The sequence below is a fragment of the Serratia sarumanii genome, assembly GCF_029962605.1.
GTDB lineage: Bacteria > Pseudomonadota > Gammaproteobacteria > Enterobacterales > Enterobacteriaceae > Serratia > Serratia sarumanii.
In genome coordinates, this window is sequence record NZ_CP124750.1 from 3,408,434 (window position 1) to 3,425,884 (window position 17,451).

General features: G+C 58.9%; 12 protein-coding genes. 7 read left to right on the forward strand and 5 right to left on the reverse strand.

Annotated elements, in window-relative coordinates; genetic code table 11:
* Positions 1-42 precede the first annotated feature (42 nt).
* From SSARUM_RS16215 to rcsB, 3 genes are read left to right on the forward strand one after another with little or no spacing between them, the layout of a single operon-like run.
* Positions 43-1,197, forward strand: a complete 1,155-nt coding sequence (locus tag SSARUM_RS16215; protein WP_033648025.1) for an MFS transporter — start codon at positions 43-45, stop codon at positions 1,195-1,197.
* A gap of 20 nt (positions 1,198-1,217) precedes the next feature.
* Positions 1,218-3,920, forward strand: a complete 2,703-nt coding sequence (gene rcsD / locus SSARUM_RS16220) for a phosphotransferase RcsD (protein ID WP_033653782.1) — start codon at positions 1,218-1,220, stop codon at positions 3,918-3,920.
* A complete protein-coding gene (gene rcsB, locus SSARUM_RS16225; RefSeq protein ID WP_004935900.1) occupies positions 3,913-4,563 on the forward strand; it encodes a response regulator transcription factor RcsB in 651 nt (216 codons plus the stop codon). The genes rcsD and rcsB overlap by 8 nt, the downstream gene beginning before the upstream one ends.
* A gap of 61 nt (positions 4,564-4,624) precedes the next feature.
* On the opposite strand, the gene rcsC is transcribed toward rcsB, so the two are convergent.
* A complete protein-coding gene (gene rcsC / locus SSARUM_RS16230; protein WP_060430350.1) occupies positions 4,625-7,486 on the reverse strand; it encodes a two-component system sensor histidine kinase RcsC in 2,862 nt (953 codons plus the stop codon).
* Positions 7,487-7,653: 167 nt separating this feature from the next.
* On the reverse strand, positions 7,654-10,296 hold the full coding sequence (gyrA, locus tag SSARUM_RS16235) for a DNA topoisomerase (ATP-hydrolyzing) subunit A (RefSeq protein WP_004935906.1): 2,643 nt from the start codon (positions 10,294-10,296) through the stop codon (positions 7,654-7,656).
* A gap of 212 nt (positions 10,297-10,508) precedes the next feature.
* On the opposite strand from gyrA, the gene ubiG reads away from it, so the two are divergent.
* The 4 genes from ubiG to yfaE all read left to right on the forward strand — a co-directional run bounded on the left by ubiG (position 10,509) and on the right by yfaE (position 15,423).
* Complete coding sequence (gene ubiG, locus SSARUM_RS16240; RefSeq protein WP_004935909.1) at positions 10,509-11,234, forward strand: bifunctional 2-polyprenyl-6-hydroxyphenol methylase/3-demethylubiquinol 3-O-methyltransferase UbiG; 726 nt, start codon at positions 10,509-10,511, stop codon at positions 11,232-11,234.
* 438 nt (positions 11,235-11,672) lie between these two features.
* Positions 11,673-13,961: a class 1a ribonucleoside-diphosphate reductase subunit alpha gene (nrdA, locus tag SSARUM_RS16245; protein WP_033635301.1), complete on the forward strand. Its 2,289-nt coding sequence runs from the start codon at positions 11,673-11,675 to the stop codon at positions 13,959-13,961.
* 67 nt (positions 13,962-14,028) lie between these two features.
* A complete protein-coding gene (nrdB, locus tag SSARUM_RS16250) occupies positions 14,029-15,159 on the forward strand; it encodes a class Ia ribonucleoside-diphosphate reductase subunit beta (protein WP_019453694.1) in 1,131 nt (376 codons plus the stop codon).
* A gap of 3 nt (positions 15,160-15,162) precedes the next feature.
* Positions 15,163-15,423: a class I ribonucleotide reductase maintenance protein YfaE gene (gene yfaE / locus SSARUM_RS16255; protein ID WP_033635302.1), complete on the forward strand. Its 261-nt coding sequence runs from the start codon at positions 15,163-15,165 to the stop codon at positions 15,421-15,423.
* Positions 15,424-15,482: 59 nt separating this feature from the next.
* Here yfaE and SSARUM_RS24595 read toward each other — a convergent pair whose 3' ends face one another.
* From SSARUM_RS24595 to SSARUM_RS16270, 3 genes are all read right to left on the reverse strand, one after another.
* The gene (locus tag SSARUM_RS24595; protein WP_004935921.1) at positions 15,483-15,635 is read right to left on the reverse strand and encodes a Hok/Gef family protein; all 153 of its coding nucleotides are present in this window, start codon (positions 15,633-15,635) and stop codon (positions 15,483-15,485) included.
* A 231-nt stretch (positions 15,636-15,866) separates the two neighbouring features.
* Positions 15,867-15,989, reverse strand: coding sequence for a helix-turn-helix domain-containing protein (locus tag SSARUM_RS16265; RefSeq protein ID WP_228657843.1), 123 nt, complete (start codon positions 15,987-15,989; stop codon positions 15,867-15,869).
* Positions 15,990-16,124: 135 nt separating this feature from the next.
* Positions 16,125-17,321 (reverse strand): nicotinamide mononucleotide deamidase-related protein YfaY, encoded by a 1,197-nt coding sequence (locus SSARUM_RS16270; protein WP_043147738.1) that lies wholly within the window; start codon positions 17,319-17,321, stop codon positions 16,125-16,127.
* Positions 17,322-17,451: the final 130 nt, after the last annotated feature.

Sequence of the window (17,451 nt, forward strand, 5' to 3'; positions counted from 1 at the left end):
GTAACTTTCACCATTCTTTTGACCCAAGATCCTGACGCTTACATGACAGCCACCTTGTGCAATGAACAGCAAACGCCCGGCGTTCCTCAACAGATCGCCACCCGTCTGGCCTTTTTCGTCGCCGGTCTCGGCATGGCCGCCTGGGCGCCGTTGGTCCCCTTCGCCAAAGCGCGCATCGGCATCGACGACGGCTCGCTCGGCCTGTTGCTGCTCTGTATCGGCGCCGGCTCCATGCTGGCGATGCCGCTGACCGGTTTCCTGACCGGCAAATTGGGCTGCCGCTCGGTGATCTTGATGGCGGGGCTGGGATTGTGCATCGATCTGCCGCTGCTGGCGCTGATGGACTCTCTCGGCGGCATGGCCGTGGCGCTGCTGCTGTTCGGTGCGGCGATCGGCATGATCGACGTAGCGATGAACGTTCAGGCGGTGATCGTCGAACGCGCCAGCGGCAAGGCGATGATGTCCGGCTTTCACGGTTTCTTCAGCATCGGCGGCATTGCCGGTGCCGGCGGCGTCAGCGCGCTGTTGTGGCTGGGACTGACGCCGCTGCAATCCACCCTGCTTACCGTATTGGCGGTGATAGTGCTGCTGGCGCTCGCCAGCCGCCATCTGCTGCGTGAGAGCGGCGCCGACGACGGCGGGCCGATGTTCGTCTTGCCGCGCGGCTGGGTGATGTTCATCGGCATTCTTTGCTTCATCATGTTCCTGGCGGAAGGATCGATGCTCGACTGGAGCGCGCTGTTCCTCACCACATTGCGCGGCGTCGAACACAGCCAGGCCGGTCTGGGCTATGCGCTGTTTTCCATCACCATGACGCTCGGTCGCCTCAATGGCGATCGGGTGGTGAATTCGCTGGGCCGCTACCGGGTGTTGCTGCTGGGCAGCCTGTGCGCCGCTCTCGGCCTGAGTCTGGCCATCGCCTTCAATCACGCCACCGTGTCGCTGGTCGGTTTCATGCTGGTCGGCCTGGGCGCCTCGAACGTGGTGCCGATCCTGTTCAGCGCTGCAGGCAACCAGCGCGACATGCCGGCCAATTTGGCGATCGCCTCCGTCACCACCGTCGGCTATGCCGGTATTCTGGCCGGCCCGGCGCTGATCGGCTTCATCGCTCAGTTTTCCAGCCTGACGGTGGCTTTCGCCTGCGTAGCCGCTCTGCTGTTGGCGGTGACCGCCAGCGCCAGGGCCGTCACTCGCTGATTCAGGAATGCGCAGCCACTATGCAAAATAAACAATTGACCATCAGCTCCAGCAACATTACCCGCTGCTTCCTGCTGTTTATCGTGCTGCTGACGATCGGCATCGGCCTGTATGGCTACAACTACACCAACGCCTGGCTGGCGGAAAAGAAGTACGCGCTGAACAGCATTGCCGGTTCGCTGCAAAAGCGCATCGATACCTACCGCTATATGACCTATCAGGTCTATGACAAATTCGGCAATGCGCCGGCGCAGAATGTCGATCCCGGTTTGCAGGAAACCCGCCTGCGGCCCGACGTCTATTATATCGAGAAACCGCACAAGAAAACCGACGCGGTGATCTTCGGCAGCCATGACGAGAGCACGCTGGCGATGATAGCCAACATCTCGGACTACCTGGACACCCGCTGGGGCGCCAAGACCGAAAACTACGCCATGTATTACCTCAATGGTCAGGACAACAGCCTCAGCCTGATCACCACCCAGCCGCTCAAAGAGCTGGCTTCGCGCTTTCGGGAAAGCTACCTGACCACCTCGGCGGACGAACGCCGCGCCGAGATGCTGCAGCAGGCCAATATGCTCGACGAGCGCGAGAGCTTTTCCGATCTGCGCAAGCAGCGCTTCCAGAACGCCTATTCGTTCTCGATTCGCACCACTTTCAATCAGCCAGGGCATCTGGCGACGGTGATCGCCTTCGACTTGCCGATCAACGACATCATTCCGGCCAATCTGGCCCGCGCCAATTTCCTGCTGCAGCCGGACGATGTCGATCTCGACGACAGCACCATCCCGGCGGAAACCGTCCTCGGCACCCATGCGACGATGAGCGGCGGCTGGGTGGAGTTCAGCGCCGCCCTGCCCAATGCGCCGCTGAAGGTGGTGTATCGCGTTTCGGCCATCAATCTGGCCATCGACCTGCTGCGCAACAACATCTGGCTGATCGCGGTCAACTTGCTGCTGCTGGCGCTGTCGATGCTGAGCATCTACTTTATCCGCCGCCAGTACATTCGCCCGAGCGAAAACATGGCGGTGGAACTGGAGGCCGAGCGCGCGCTGAATCAGGAAATCGTCTCCAGCCTGCCTTCCGGCCTGCTGGTCTACAGCTTCGCCAACAATGCGGTGATCGCCAGCAATAAAATCGCCGAGCACCTGTTGCCGCACCTCAGTCTGCAAAAGATCGCCCATATGGCCGAACAGCATCACGGGGTGATCCAGGCGACGGTCAACAACGAGGTGTATGAAATCCGCATCTTCCGCAGCCAGCTGTCGCCGGACACCTACTTGTTCCTGATGCACGATCAGGATAAAGAGGTGATGGTGAACAAGCGGCTGCAGCAGGCACGGCGCGAATACGACAAAAACGTTCAGGCGCGCAAGCTGATGCTGCACAACCTGGGCATTGAGCTGAATCAGCCGGTACGCCAGATGCACGATCTGGTCGATCGTCTGCACGGCCGGCCGGATGAGGAACAGCAGCAGGCGCTGCTGGGCCAGCTGACGGCGGCGTCGGCTTCGGTGCTGGAATTGATCGATAACATCACCCTGCTGACCCGGCTGGAAACCCAGGACTGGCAACCCTCGCGCGAGCCGTTTAGCCCGACGGCGATGATCGACGAGTTGCTGTTGGAGGCCCTGCCCGCCCTTAATCAGAAGGGGCTGGCGCTGTTCAAGCATTTCCAGCTGGACGTCGAGCAGAACTATATCGGCGACGCCAACGCGCTGCGCAAGGTGATCTCGCTGCTGGTGCATTACGCCATTATCACCACCGCCTGCGGCAAGATTTCCCTGGTTGTCGACCATGAGCCAGAGCACCCGGATCGCCTGATTTTCCAAATCAACGACACCGGCTCCGGCATCTCCAACGAAGAGATCAGCAACCTCAACTATCCGTTCCTCAGCCAGACGCTGGTGGATCGCTTCAACCACGGTTCCGGCCTCACCTTCTTCCTGTGCAATCAGCTGTGCAAGAAGCTTAACGGCCAGTTGGACATTCGCAGCAAGGTGGATATCGGCACTCGCTACACCATTCGCGTCGCCATGGAGATGGAGAAAAAAGAGCCGCAGGAGCAGGAAAAACTGCTCGACGGCGTCACCGCCCTGCTGGACGTCACGTCGGATGAAGTGCGCGGCATCGTGACCCGTCTGCTGCAGGCCTACGGCGCCGACTGCCTCGTCGCCGACGATCGCGCGGTCAATCGCGATTATGACGTGCTGCTGACCGATAACCCGCAGCGAGCCGATGATTACACCCTGCTGCTGGCGACCGATGAGCCGGGTTGGCAAGCGCTGGATAAACGCTACATTCGGGTGAACTACAACCTGAACGGCGCATTAATCGACGCCGTGCTGATACTGATCGAACAGCAAATGGCCGCGCTGGAACAGGAAGAAAGCCCGCTTTCATTGAGTTCAGAAGATATCCAACTCTATGAAAAACAATTGAAATCAAGTGATTACTATGGGCTGTTTGTCGATACAGTACCCGACGATGTCAAAAAACTGTATACTGAGGCGGGCAGCAGTGATTTCAATGCGCTGTCACAAACCGCACATCGCCTGAAAGGCGTGTTTGCCATGTTAAATCTGCTTCCCGGCAAGCAGCTGTGCGAATCGTTAGAACAGCGCATCGCAGAAGGTGATGCGCCCGAGATCGAGAATAACATCAGTCAGATTGATTTTTTCGTCAGCAGACTGCTGAAGCAAGGTAGCCAACAACATGAATAACCTGAACGTAATTATTGCTGATGACCATCCTATCGTACTGTTTGGCATCCGGAAGTCACTTGAGCAAATTGAATGGGTGAATGTCGTTGGGGAGTTCGAAGACTCAACCGCACTGATCAACAATCTGTCCAAGCTGGACGCCAACGTGCTGATCACCGATCTGTCGATGCCGGGTGACAAGTATGGCGACGGCATCACGCTGATTAAGTACATCAAGCGTCACTATCCGCAGTTGTCGATCATCGTGCTGACCATGAACAACAACCCGGCGATCCTGAGCGCGGTATTGGATCTGGATATCGAAGGCATCGTGCTGAAACAAGGCGCGCCTACCGATCTGCCGAAGGCGCTGGCCGCCCTGCAGAAAGGCAAGAAGTTCACGCCGGAAAGCGTCTCTAAACTGCTGGAGAAGATCAGCGCCAGCGGCTATGGCGACAAACGCCTGTCGCCGAAAGAGAGCGAAGTGCTGCGCCTGTTCGCCGAAGGTTTCCTGGTGACCGAGATCGCCAAGAAGCTCAACCGCAGCATCAAAACCATCAGCAGCCAGAAGAAATCGGCGATGATGAAGCTGGGCGTCGAGAACGACATCGCCCTGCTCAACTACCTCTCCTCCGTCAGCATGACGCCGTTGGACAAAGACTAACGCCTGACTCACGGCAGGTTAACGCCAAACAGGCACGGCATTCGCCGTGCCTGTTTGCTTTTCAAGCCTCGCTGCGGCTGTAGCGCACCTGCTGGCTGTAGTAAGCCAACGTCTGTTCCAGCGTCTCCAGCGTGACCGGTTTCGACAGGCAATTATCCATACCCGCCTCGAGGCAACGCTGCCTCTCTTCCGCCAGCGCGTTCGCCGTCACGCCGATCACCGGCGCGCTGAACTGCATCTGCCGCAGCGCCTGCGTCAGACGATAACCGTCCATATTCGGCATATTGACGTCGGTCAGCACAATATCGACGCGATGCTGTTTCAGCACGCCGAGCGCGTCGACGCCGTCGTTGGCGGTCACCACCTGATATCCCAGCGATCCCAGCTGATCGGACAACAGGCGACGGTTGATCGGATGATCGTCGACCACCAGCAGATGAATATCGCCGTTGTCCGCCGCGCTGGCCTTGGCGGGCACCGGCAGCTGCACCAGCGCCTCTGCCGCGCCGCTGCCGACGCCGAACAACCGGTTGAGCAAGGTCAGCGTTTCACGCGGCGTGGAGGTGCTGTGCATCCAATAGCCCGGCCGGGTTTCCTGTGATGGGCCAATATGCTCGGTGGAGAATTGGATCTGAGCCAGCAGCGGCGCATCCAGCATCAGCGGATGATCGCTGAGCAGCACCTCTCCCGCGGCGGTCTCCTGCCCGTCATAGCGCTGGATATCGGCGCCGTAGCCGCCCAGGATCGCCATCAGGTAGCTTTCCAGCCGCTGATTGCGGATATCCAGCCACAGCCGACGCCCCTGCCAGGTATCGCTGGCCTGCGGGATCGGGAACTGGGCGTTAAACAATGGAATGCGAATGCTGAACAAGCTGCCCAGGCCCGGCTCGGACTCGACGGAGACGTCGCCGTCCATCAGGTTGACCAATTTCTCGCAGATCGCCAATCCCAGGCCGGTGCCCTGGAAATGACGCTGCACGCCGGTCCCCACCTGGAAGAACGGATCGAACAGGCGCGAAATCTCCTTCTCCGGGATGCCGACGCCGGTATCGCGCACGCTGAACTCCAGGTAGCTGCCGCGGCTGCAGACCTGCAGCACGATACAGCCGGTATCGGTGAACTTGATGGCGTTGTTCACCAGGTTGGAGAGCACCTGCTGCAGCCGCACCGGATCGCCGAAGATGCGCTCCGGCACGTTCTGTTCGATAAAGCAGTACAGCCCCAGACGTTTCTTGACCACCAGCGGCAAATAGTTGCCGGCGATATGGGTGATCACCTCCAGACAGGAGAACTCGCGCGGTTCAATCTTCAACTGCTCGGACTCGATTTTGGAGAAATCGAGAATGTCGCTGATGATTTTCAGCAGCAGGCCGGAAGAGTTGTTCATCGCATTGACCAGCCGATCGACCCCTTGCGGCAACGCCTTGGTTTGCAGCAGATCAAGGTTGCCGATAATGCCGTACAGCGGCGTGCGCAGCTCATGGCTGACGGTGGCCAGGAACATCGATTTCGACTGGCTGGCCTGCTCCGCCGCCGCCGCCATCTCCTGCAGCGACTCTTCCATCTTCACGCGCGCGCTGACGTCCACCAACACGCAAATCGCCACCTCTTCGTTACGGTAGCGCGAATGGACAAAGCTGATCTGCAGGTTGTTGTTGTTGCTGGTCATCACATCGACGAAATTCGCCTGCTGTTCGCAAATGATGCGCGTTATGCGATCGCGATCTTCGTGGGTCAACAGGTTGATGTAGTTGTGCGCCAGTTCGTTACTCAGGATATTGGTGCCGTCGCTGATGCGCAGGATACAGATGCCCACCGGCGCCGAAGCGACGATCTTGCGGTTGAACTGCTCGTGCTCTTCCAGGCGAAACGCGTTGTCCTCCGCCGGCAGGAACATCTTGCGCTCAAACAGCCACGCCAGCGTGAACAGCACGATGGCCGACAGCAGGTTCAGCAACAGCGCGTTGAGGATCAGCATTTTGAAGCGTTCCACCACGCTTTTCACCGGCAGCGCATAGACGATGCTCAGCGAAGAAGGCGGCAGCGCTTTCTTCAGGATCAGGTCGCGGTAATTGTCGACATAACCGAAGTAGGCATGCTCTTCGGGGTAGCTGTTGAGCGCAGCGGCATAGCGTTCGCCATCCGCCAGGCGCAGCACCGGCTCGTTGTTCTCATCCAGCAGCGTGACGCCGATCGGCAGGTTGCCGGCGGTAACGAAATCTTCCAGCCGAACGGTTTGCTCGATGCCCAGCAACGCCTCCAGCTTGTTGCCGATATAGAGAGGCGTCAGCACGTACAGATAACCGACGTCCGGCCGCTGCGCGCTAGGGCTGATCCAATACAGGTTGTTGTCTTTGTCCAGATTCTTGGCGTTGCGGTATTTCAGAATGCGCTCGTGCAGCGACTTCAGCACGTTTTCCCGATTGGCGCTCGCGTTGCCGCCGCCGAACTCCGCCATACACAGGCTGTCGCCGCCGATGAAGAACACCCGGTTGAGATCGTAGGCCGCCACGAAGTTCTCTTTCCAATACTGGATCAGGCCGCTCAGCGAATCGAGCGAACTGCGGTAGGTGGTGCTCAGCGTGCAGTTGGACTCCGGGTACAGCGGAAAGAATTGCGGCGGGCTGCCCTTGCCGGGAAACACGCCGCTGAACATGTCCAGGCTGCTGACCGAACCGTTGAGACGGTTCTCCGCCATATACTTGATGTCGCGGATGATGTCGGCGGAATGGCGGATGTAGCCCTGCGCCTGATCGAAGTTAAGGTTGTAATCCTGCCGGATATCCGACTCTTTCTGATGCAGGATATTCAGAATATAAAAGGTGGTGAGCAGCGCTCCCAACGACCACAGCAAAATCGCCAGCACCCGGAACAGATAGCGGGATATCTTCAGCGTAGTTCGAAAAGAGGCTAAGTATTTCAATCGGATACCATACGAAAGTCAGTGGCGGTGCACGCATTCGCCGGCGCGGCAGCCGGCGGCTCGGTGCGCCAATTAAACCATATAACTGAAAAAGGGCCTAGCATCGCTGCCAGGCCCTTCTGTCTCAGTGCATTAGGGTGTCGGCATGCCGACGCCCTCACCCTGCTTTAAACGTTGTCGTCGTCCATCGGCTCAGCCGCGTCGTCGCCATCGTCCAGCGGCGTGGTGTCTTCTTCCACCGCTTCCGCGCCCGGTTCCAGGCTGTCCAGCTCTTCGTCTTCCACCGGCTCGGCCACGCGCTGCAGGCCGACGACGTTTTCGTCTTCCGCCGTGCGAATCAGCGTCACGCCCTGGGTGTTACGGCCCACCACGCTGACTTCCGAAACGCGGGTACGCACCAGCGTGCCGGCATCGGTGATCATCATGATCTGGTCGCTGGTTTCCACCTGTACGGCGCCGACCACCTGGCCGTTACGCTCGCTCACCTTGATGGAGATAACCCCCTGGGTGGCGCGTGACTTGGTCGGATATTCGGTCACGGCGGTGCGTTTACCGAAGCCGTTTTGCGTCACGGTCAGGATGTCGCCTTCGCCGCGCGGCACGATCAGGGAGATCACGCTGTCGCCTTCGCCGAGGTTGATGCCGCGCACGCCGGTTGCGGTGCGGCCCATCGAACGCACCTGCGTTTCCGGGAAGCGTACCACTTTACCGTTGGCGGAGAACAACATCACTTCGTTGCTGCCGTCGGTCAGATCGACACCGATCAGCTCGTCGCCCTCGTTGAGGTTGACGGCGATGATGCCGGCGCTGCGTGGGCGGCTGAACTCGGTCAGCGCGGTTTTCTTCACGGTACCGCTGGCGGTGGCCATGAACACGTGGCGCCCTTCTTCATACTCGCGCACCGGCAGGATGGCGGTGATACGCTCATCGGCTTCCAGCGGCAGCAGGTTGACGATTGGGCGACCGCGCGCGCCACGGCTGGCTTCAGGCAGTTGGTACACCTTCATCCAGTACAGGCGGCCACGGCTGGAGAAGCACAGGATCGTATCGTGGGTGTTGGCCACCAGCAGGCGATCGATAAAGTCTTCTTCTTTAATACGCGCCGCAGATTTGCCTTTGCCGCCGCGGCGTTGAGCTTCATAGTCGGACAGCGGCTGATACTTCACGTAGCCCTGATGAGACAGGGTCACCACCACGTCTTCCTGGTTGATCAGGTCTTCGATGTTGATGTCGGAAGTATTGGCGGTGATCTCGGTGCGGCGGCCGTCGTTGTACAGCTCTTTGACTGCCACCAGCTCTTCGCGGATCACTTCCATCAGGCGCTCTGGGCTTTCCAGAATAAAGATCAGCTCGGCGATAAAGTTGAGCAGTTCTTTATATTCGTCCAGCAGCTTCTCGTGCTCCAGGCCGGTCAGTTTCTGCAGGCGCAGATCCAGAATCGCCTGAGCCTGTTGCTCGGTCAGGTAGTATTTGCCGTCGCGGATGCCGAACTCCGGCTCCAGCCACTCAGGGCGGGCGGCGTCGTCACCGGCGCGCTCCAGCATGGCGCTGACGTTGCCCAGATCCCACGGCTGCGCCACCAGCGCAACTTTCGCTTCGGCCGGGGTCGGCGCACGGCGAATCAGCTCGATGATCGGATCGATGTTGGCCAGCGCGATGGCCAGCGCTTCCAGGATATGGGCGCGGTCGCGGGCCTTGCGCAGTTCGAAGATGGTGCGGCGGGTAACCACTTCGCGGCGGTGACGCACGAAGGCTTCGAGGATGTCTTTCAGGTTCAGCAGCTTAGGCTGGCCCTGATGCAGCGCGACCATGTTGATGCCGAAGGTGACCTGCAGTTGCGTCAGCGCATACAGGTTGTTCAGCACCACTTCGCCGACCGCGTCGCGTTTGACTTCGATCACGATGCGCATGCCGTCTTTATCGGACTCGTCGCGCAGCGCGCTGATGCCTTCCACGCGTTTTTCTTTCACCAGCTCGGCGATCTTCTCGATCAGACGCGCCTTGTTCACCTGATACGGGATCTCGTGAACGATGATAGTTTCGCGCCCCGTCTTGGCGTCGGCTTCCACTTCCGCGCGCGCGCGCAGGTAGACTTTGCCGCGCCCGGTGCGGTAGGCCTCTTCAATGCCGCGGCGGCCATTGATGATCGCCGCCGTCGGGAAGTCCGGCCCCGGGATGTGTTCCATCAGCCCTTCGATGCTGATGTTTTCATCGTCGATATAGGCCAGGCAGCCGTTGACGACTTCCGCCAGGTTGTGCGGTGGAATATTGGTGGCCATGCCCACGGCGATACCCGACGAGCCGTTGACCAGCAGGTTCGGGATCTTGGTTGGCATGACGGCCGGGATCTGCTCGGTGCCATCATAGTTAGGCACGAAGTCGACGGTTTCTTTTTCCAGGTCCGCCAACAGTTCGTGAGCAATCTTGGACATGCGCACTTCGGTATAACGCATCGCCGCGGCGGAGTCGCCGTCGACGGAACCGAAGTTACCCTGGCCGTCCACCAGCATGTAGCGCAGTGAAAACGGCTGGGCCATACGCACGATAGTGTCGTAAACCGCGCTGTCACCGTGTGGGTGATATTTACCGATCACGTCCCCGACGACACGGGCCGATTTCTTGTATGGTTTATTCCAGTCGTTACCCAGTACGCTCATCGCGTACAGAACGCGGCGGTGAACCGGCTTCAGTCCATCACGAACATCTGGCAGCGCACGTCCGACAATAACGGACATCGCATAGTCCAGATACGAGTTTTTCAACTCGTCTTCGATGTTTACCGGTGTGATTTCTCTGGCAAGGTCGCTCATGGAGCTGCTATCCCTCTACTAATGATTCATCTGCCCGCTGCCATAGTGGCAAAGGTGTAAAACTATATCACAAAGCACGCTTTACGGGAAAATAACCGCCGCTGTTTCACGGAAATTGTGCAGATAAGTGCGCTAAAAACGCATCGGCGCAGACGATGCCGCGCCGGAACATGTATAATCCGCGCAACGAGAACAAGGAGCCAGACAAGCCCATGAACGCAGAATCATCCAGCCGAGTGCAAAACGTTGACCACCAGGAAATCGCCAAGTTCGAGGCCGTCGCCTCCCGCTGGTGGGATCTGGAAGGCGAGTTCAAACCGCTGCACCGCATCAACCCGCTGCGCCTGAACTACATCATGCAGCGCGCCGGCGGCATTTTTGACAAGCAGGTGCTCGACGTGGGCTGCGGCGGCGGCATTCTGGCGGAAAGCATGGCGCGCGAAGGCGCCAAGGTGACCGGGCTGGACATGGGCGCGGAGCCGCTGCAGGTCGCGCGGCTGCACGCGCTGGAAAGCGGCATGGACGTCACCTATGTGCAGGAGACGGTGGAAAGCCACGCTCAGGCCAACCCGCAACGCTACGACGTGGTCACCTGCATGGAGATGCTGGAGCACGTGCCGGATCCGGCCTCGGTGGTGCGCGCCTGCGCCCAGCTGGTGAAACCGGGCGGCCACGTGTTCTTCTCCACCATCAACCGCAACACCAAAGCCTGGCTGATGGCGGTGATCGGCGCGGAGTACGTGCTGAAGATGGTGCCGCAGGGCACCCACGATCATAAGAAGTTCATTCGCCCTTCCGAACTGATCGGCTGGGTCGACGGCACGCCGCTGCGCGAAAAGCACATGATCGGCCTGCATTACAACCCGATCACCGATCATTTCAAGCTTGGGCGCAACGTTGACGTGAATTACATGGTGCACACCCAGCACGAAGGTTAAGCGCTGTAAACCGCGCCGGCCCTGCATTACCGGGGGGCGGCGCCGTTGGCGTATTCGGAAAAATACCTAATTTCCGCGATTTCGCTCAAAATACCCGTTGTAAACAGTTTTTTAGAATATTAAATCAGATCAATATGCCGTTTTTTTCTAACGTTTAATAAAGCGCCAAACGATCGATTTTTTCAGTTTTTCAGTAAAATCTGATCGCGCTTATTGACAAGCTTGTCGCGCCAGTCACGGCGCGCACTGCGAACGGCAAGTTACATTTCACCCCCAAGTTATCCACAAATTAGGCCGGTTTTGTTCACTTGCAAACGCCGTTTTTTCTCACTATCTTGTTACCTCACCGACATACAACCCCTATATATAGTGTTTACATACTGAGCAGAGCGACTACACTTCTGCTTAGGGGCACCATACGGACAGGTAAAACACCACATGAACCAAAGTCTGCTTGTAACTAAACGCGATGGCCGTAAAGAGCGCATCAATCTCGACAAAATCCACCGGGTCATCGATTGGGCCGCAGAGGGATTACACAACGTCTCGGTTTCTCAAGTAGAGTTGCGTTCACACATTCAGTTTTATGACGGCATCAAAACCGCCGACATTCACGAAACCATCATCAAAGCCGCAGCCGATCTGATCTCCCGCGATGCGCCGGACTATCAGTACCTGGCCGCTCGCCTGGCGATCTTCCACCTGCGTAAAAAGGCTTATGGCCAGTTCGAGCCGCCGAAGCTGCACGCTCACGTGACGCGCATGGTCGAGATGGGCAAATACGATAAGCATCTGCTGGAAGACTACAGCGCTGAAGAGTTCGAGCAGATGGATTCCTTTATCGATCACTGGCGCGACATGAACTTCTCTTATGCCGCCGTCAAGCAGCTGGAAGGCAAGTATCTGGTGCAGAACCGCGTCAGCGGCGAGATCTACGAAAGCGCCCAGTTCCTGTACATGCTGGTGTCCGCCTGCCTGTTCTCCAACTACCCGCGTGAAACCCGTCTGGACTACGTCAAACGTTTCTACGACGCGATTTCCACCTTCAAGATTTCGCTGCCTACGCCGATCATGTCCGGCGTGCGCACCCCAACCCGCCAGTTCAGCTCCTGCGTGCTGATCGAGTGCGGCGACAGCCTGGATTCCATCAACGCCACCTCCAGCGCCATTGTGAAATACGTTTCGCAGCGCGCCGGCATCGGCATCAACGCCGGCCGCATCCGCGCGCTGGGCAGCCCGATCCGCGGCGGTGAAGCCTTCCATACCGGCTGTATTCCGTTCTACAAACACTTCCAGACCGCCGTCAAATCCTGCTCGCAGGGCGGCGTGCGCGGTGGCGCGGCAACGCTGTTCTACCCGATGTGGCACCTGGAAGTGGAAAGCCTGCTGGTGTTGAAAAACAACCGTGGCGTTGAAGGCAACCGCGTGCGTCACATGGACTACGGCGTGCAGCTGAACCGCCTGATGTACCAGCGTCTGATCAAGGGCGAAGACATCACCCTGTTCAGCCCGTCCGACGTGCCGGGGCTGTATGACGCGTTCTTCGCCGATCAGGACGAATTCGAACGCCTGTATACCCAGTACGAGAAAGACGACAGCATTCGCCAGAAGCGCGTGAAAGCGGTTGAGCTGTTCTCGCTGATGATGCAAGAGCGCGCCTCTACCGGCCGCATCTACATCCAGAACGTCGACCATTGCAACACCCACAGCCCGTTCGATCCGCAGATCGCGCCGGTGCGTCAGTCCAACCTGTGCCTGGAAATCGCCCTGCCGACCAAGCCGCTGGAAGACGTTAACGACGAAAACGGCGAGATTGCGCTGTGCACCCTGTCCGCCTTCAACCTGGGCGCGATCGACAGCCTGGACGATCTGGAAGAGCTGGCGACCCTGGCGGTGCGCTCGCTCGACGCCCTGCTGGATTACCAGGATTATCCGATCAAGGCCGCGCACCGTGGCGCGATGGGCCGCCGCACCCTGGGCATCGGCGTTATCAACTTCGCCTATTACCTGGCGAAGAACGGCGTGCGCTACTCCGACGGCAGCGCCAACAACCTGACGCACAAAACGTTCGAAGCCATTCAGTACTACCTGCTGAAAGCCTCCAACCGCCTGGCTCAGGAACAAGGCGCTTGCCCGTGGTTCAAAGAGACCACTTATTCGCAGGGTATCCTGCCGATCGACACTTACAAGAAAGACCTGGATGCGGTCTGCAGCGAGCCGCTGCACTACGACTGGGAAACCCTGCGTAAAGAGATCCAGGAAACCGGCCTGCGCAACTCGACCCTGTCTGCGCTGATGCCATCGGAAACCTCTTCGCAGATTTCCAACGCCACCAACGGCATCGAGCCGCCGCGCGGCCACATCAGCATCAAGGCGTCGAAAGACGGCATCCTGCGCCAGGTGGTGCCGGAGTATGAGCGTCTGAAAGACAACTACGAGCTGCTGTGGGAAATGCCAAGCAACGACGGCTATCTGCAGTTGGTGGGGCTGATGCAGAAATTCATCGACCAGTCGATTTCGGCCAACACCAATTACGATCCGACCCGCTTCCCGGGCGGCAAGGTGCCGATGAAGCAGCTGTTGAAAGACCTGCTCACCACCTACAAGTTCGGCGTGAAAACGCTGTACTACCAAAACACCCGCGACGGTGCGGAAGACGCCCAGGAAGATTTGCAGCCTGCCAAGGCCGGCGATGACGACTGCGAAAGCGGCGCCTGCAAGATCTAAAGTTTGACCTAGCGGGCCGGAATTTTCCGGCCCCTTCATTTAGCCACGTTACGATGGATTCAGGCTTATGGCTTACACCACTTTTTCTCAGACCAAAAACGACCAGCTGCAAGAGCCGATGTTCTTCGGCCAGTCGGTAAACGTTGCGCGTTTCGACCAGCAAAAGCATGAAATCTTCGAAAAGCTGATCGAAAAACAGCTCTCCTTCTTCTGGCGCCCGGAAGAAGTTGACGTCTCCCGCGATCGCATCGATTACCAGGCGCTGCCGGAGCACGAGAAGCATATCTTCATCAGCAACCTGAAGTATCAGACGCTGCTGGATTCCATCCAGGGCCGCAGCCCGAACGTCGCTCTGCTGCCGCTGATCTCGATCCCTGAGCTGGAAACCTGGGTGGAAACCTGGTCGTTCTCCGAGACCATCCACTCCCGTTCCTACACTCACATTATCCGCAACATCGTCAACGATCCGGCGCTGGTGTTCGACGACATCGTCACCAACGAAGAGATCAAGAAGCGCGCGAAAGACATCTCCGGCTACTACGACGATCTGATCGAGATGACCAGCTACTATCACCTGCTGGGTGAAGGCACCCACCAGGTGAACGGTAAAACCGTCACCGTCAATCTGCGCGCGCTGAAGAAACAGCTGTACCTGTGCCTGATGAGCGTGAACGCGCTGGAAGCGATCCGCTTCTACGTCAGCTTCGCCTGCTCCTTCGCGTTCGCCGAGCGCGAACTGATGGAAGGCAACGCCAAAATCATCAAGCTGATCGCCCGCGACGAAGCGCTGCACCTGACCGGCACCCAGCACATGCTGAACCTGATGCGTTCCGGCGCCGACGATCCGGAAATGGCGGAGATCGCCGAGGAATGCCAACAGCAGTGCTACGATCTGTTCGTGCTGGCTGCCCAGCAGGAAAAAGAGTGGGCGGAATACCTGTTCCGCGACGGCTCGATGATCGGCCTGAACAAAGACATCCTGTGCCAGTATGTGGAGTACATCACCAATATCCGCATGCAGGCGGTCGGCCTCGGTCTGCCGTTCGAAACCCGCTCCAACCCGATCCCGTGGATCAACGCCTGGCTGGTGTCCGACAACGTGCAGGTGGCGCCGCAGGAAGTGGAAGTGAGCTCCTACCTGGTTGGCCAGATCGACTCGGAGATCAACGCCGACGACCTGAGCGACTTCGAACTGTAAGCGATGGCGACGCCAATCGTAACGCTGCGCGCCGCTGGCACACAGCTCTCCTGCCCCAACAGTGAAAGCTGCCTGCTCGACGTGCTGGAACTGCACGACGTGCAGGTGGAGTACCAATGCCGCTCCGGCTATTGCGGCGCCTGCCGCCTGAAGCTGGTGAAAGGCGAAGTGGCCTACCGCCAACAGCCGCTGGCGTTTATCAACGCCGGCGAGATCCTGCCCTGCTGCTGTATGCCGCTGACGGATATCGAGCTGGAAATGTAAAGTCGGGTGCCGGAAACCGCACCTGGAGACCAGAAGGCGGGGTTGCCCCCGCCCTATGATTACCGCTTCACCTCACACGCCAACCTGATCAGGATAGTGATATTTTCCTGGTAGATTTTCAGCTCGCACAGCGAGTCTCTTATCATCCAGATAAATAACAAAACCGTAATACATACAACGGTTAGCGAGTGAAACACATGCCTTAAGCGCATGCTTGCCTCCTTGCTGTGAAGGGGCTACCATACCGGTGTCTAGGCGGTATGTGCAGCCCCATTCTGATTGAGAGTCAGTCTGGGGCTTTCATCTATCCGCCTTGTCACACAATGCCCAAGACGAACAGTCTCAAGCACCCGCCAAAAGAGTAACAGCATTCCCTCGCCGCGAATATCCCCTATAACATTATGATTAATCAGGGATATATAACTATCCTCAAAGTATTCCGCTTAGCGCCCCTTTCCTGCCGATGCGGAAAAATAACGCGCCGGAGAATCGCCAAAGGCTTTGCGAAACATGGCGATAAAATTACTCGGCGAGGCATATCCCAGCGTTTCCGCGATCTGCAGCACGGTTTCGCCGCGCAGGCACTCAGGAACTACGGTACAGAACTGCAAACGCGGGGCGCGGCGGCGATACGCCTTTCACGCCTGGCGTCCGAACGGCTGCAGCAAAACCGTGACGCCGGCAACTCGGCGCCATGACCGTCACTCGATAATTTCCACCACCTCCAGCCAGGCGTTTTTACCGCACGCCTGGCCCCCATTCAGCCAGCGGCGCAGCATATCCAGCGCCAGCATCGCCACCGACTCCTGACGCAGCCGCAGGCCGTGGCGCGACGCACGATAACGCACGGTCTGGCCAATGCCGCCGCGCGGTGTGTGCAGCGCAATGCTCACCTGCTCGTCGCACATGGCGCTGACCGCCAACGCCAACGGCGCGCCGGTCAATTCCGCCAGCGAGCGGGCGCGCGCCAGCGTCGTTTCCAGCGTTTCGATACAGTGCGCCGGCAGCAGCTCTCCCCCTGCCAGCGGCGCCCCTTCGCTCTGCAGCTGCAGATTGATCAACCCGCCGCTGAACTGTTCGCTCAACGCCAGCTTCAGCCCTTGCTGATTCAGACGCTGCGTCAGCGTCGCCGGCAACCCGATAGTGCCTTCAAAAATGCAGTTGTCCCCCGCCACCTCGCGCACGCGCCGCCAGGCCTGATCCATTTCCACACGCCGGCTTTCCGGCCCGGTCAGCTTCAGCTCGATGATCGGGCTGGAGGAACGGTAACCCAGCACCACATCCGGCGGCAGCGGCATACCGTCCAGCTCGGCGGCCAAATCGCTCTCGGAGGTGCCGAAGGTGGTCAGGCGCAGGCACAGCGGCGGCGCCGGCAAGGTGAAGCGCCCACGCAAACGCGGCATGATCTGCTGTTCGACCATCACTTTGAATTCCGACGGCACGCCGGGGGTGAAGAACATCTGACATCGGTTCAGCTGCAGCGCGAACCCGCAGGCGGTGCCCACCGGGTTATCCAGCATTTCCGCATTGGCCGGGATCTGCGCCTGCTTGCGGTTGGAAGGGGCCATCGGCCGCCCGCGCTCGGCGAAATAGGCTTCCATGCGCGCCAGCCAGTCGGCCCGTTCAACCAGCTCTACGCCGCAGGCTTTGGCGGCGGCCAGCGCGCTGAGATCGTCGCTGGTCGGCCCCAGGCCACCGTTGACGATCAGCACATCGGCGATATGGCTTCGTTCCTGCAGGATCTCGATCAACGCAGAGAGGCTGTCCCCGACCGTTTCCCGCCCGCTCATCGGCACCCCCTGCTGGAACAGGTAGTCCGCCAGCCAGGCGGCGTTGGTATCAATAATTTGCCCGTGCAGCACCTCATCGCCGGTGCTGAGCATCTCCACCCTTAACATTGATCTCTCCCACATTTTTTGGTCATTCCACTATAGAAGCCCGTAAATAACTTTTCACTAGCCGCCTGCGGATAATTTCAGCCATGGGCCCGTTCCTCATGTGCCATGCAGCTCGCCGCAATGTAAACAT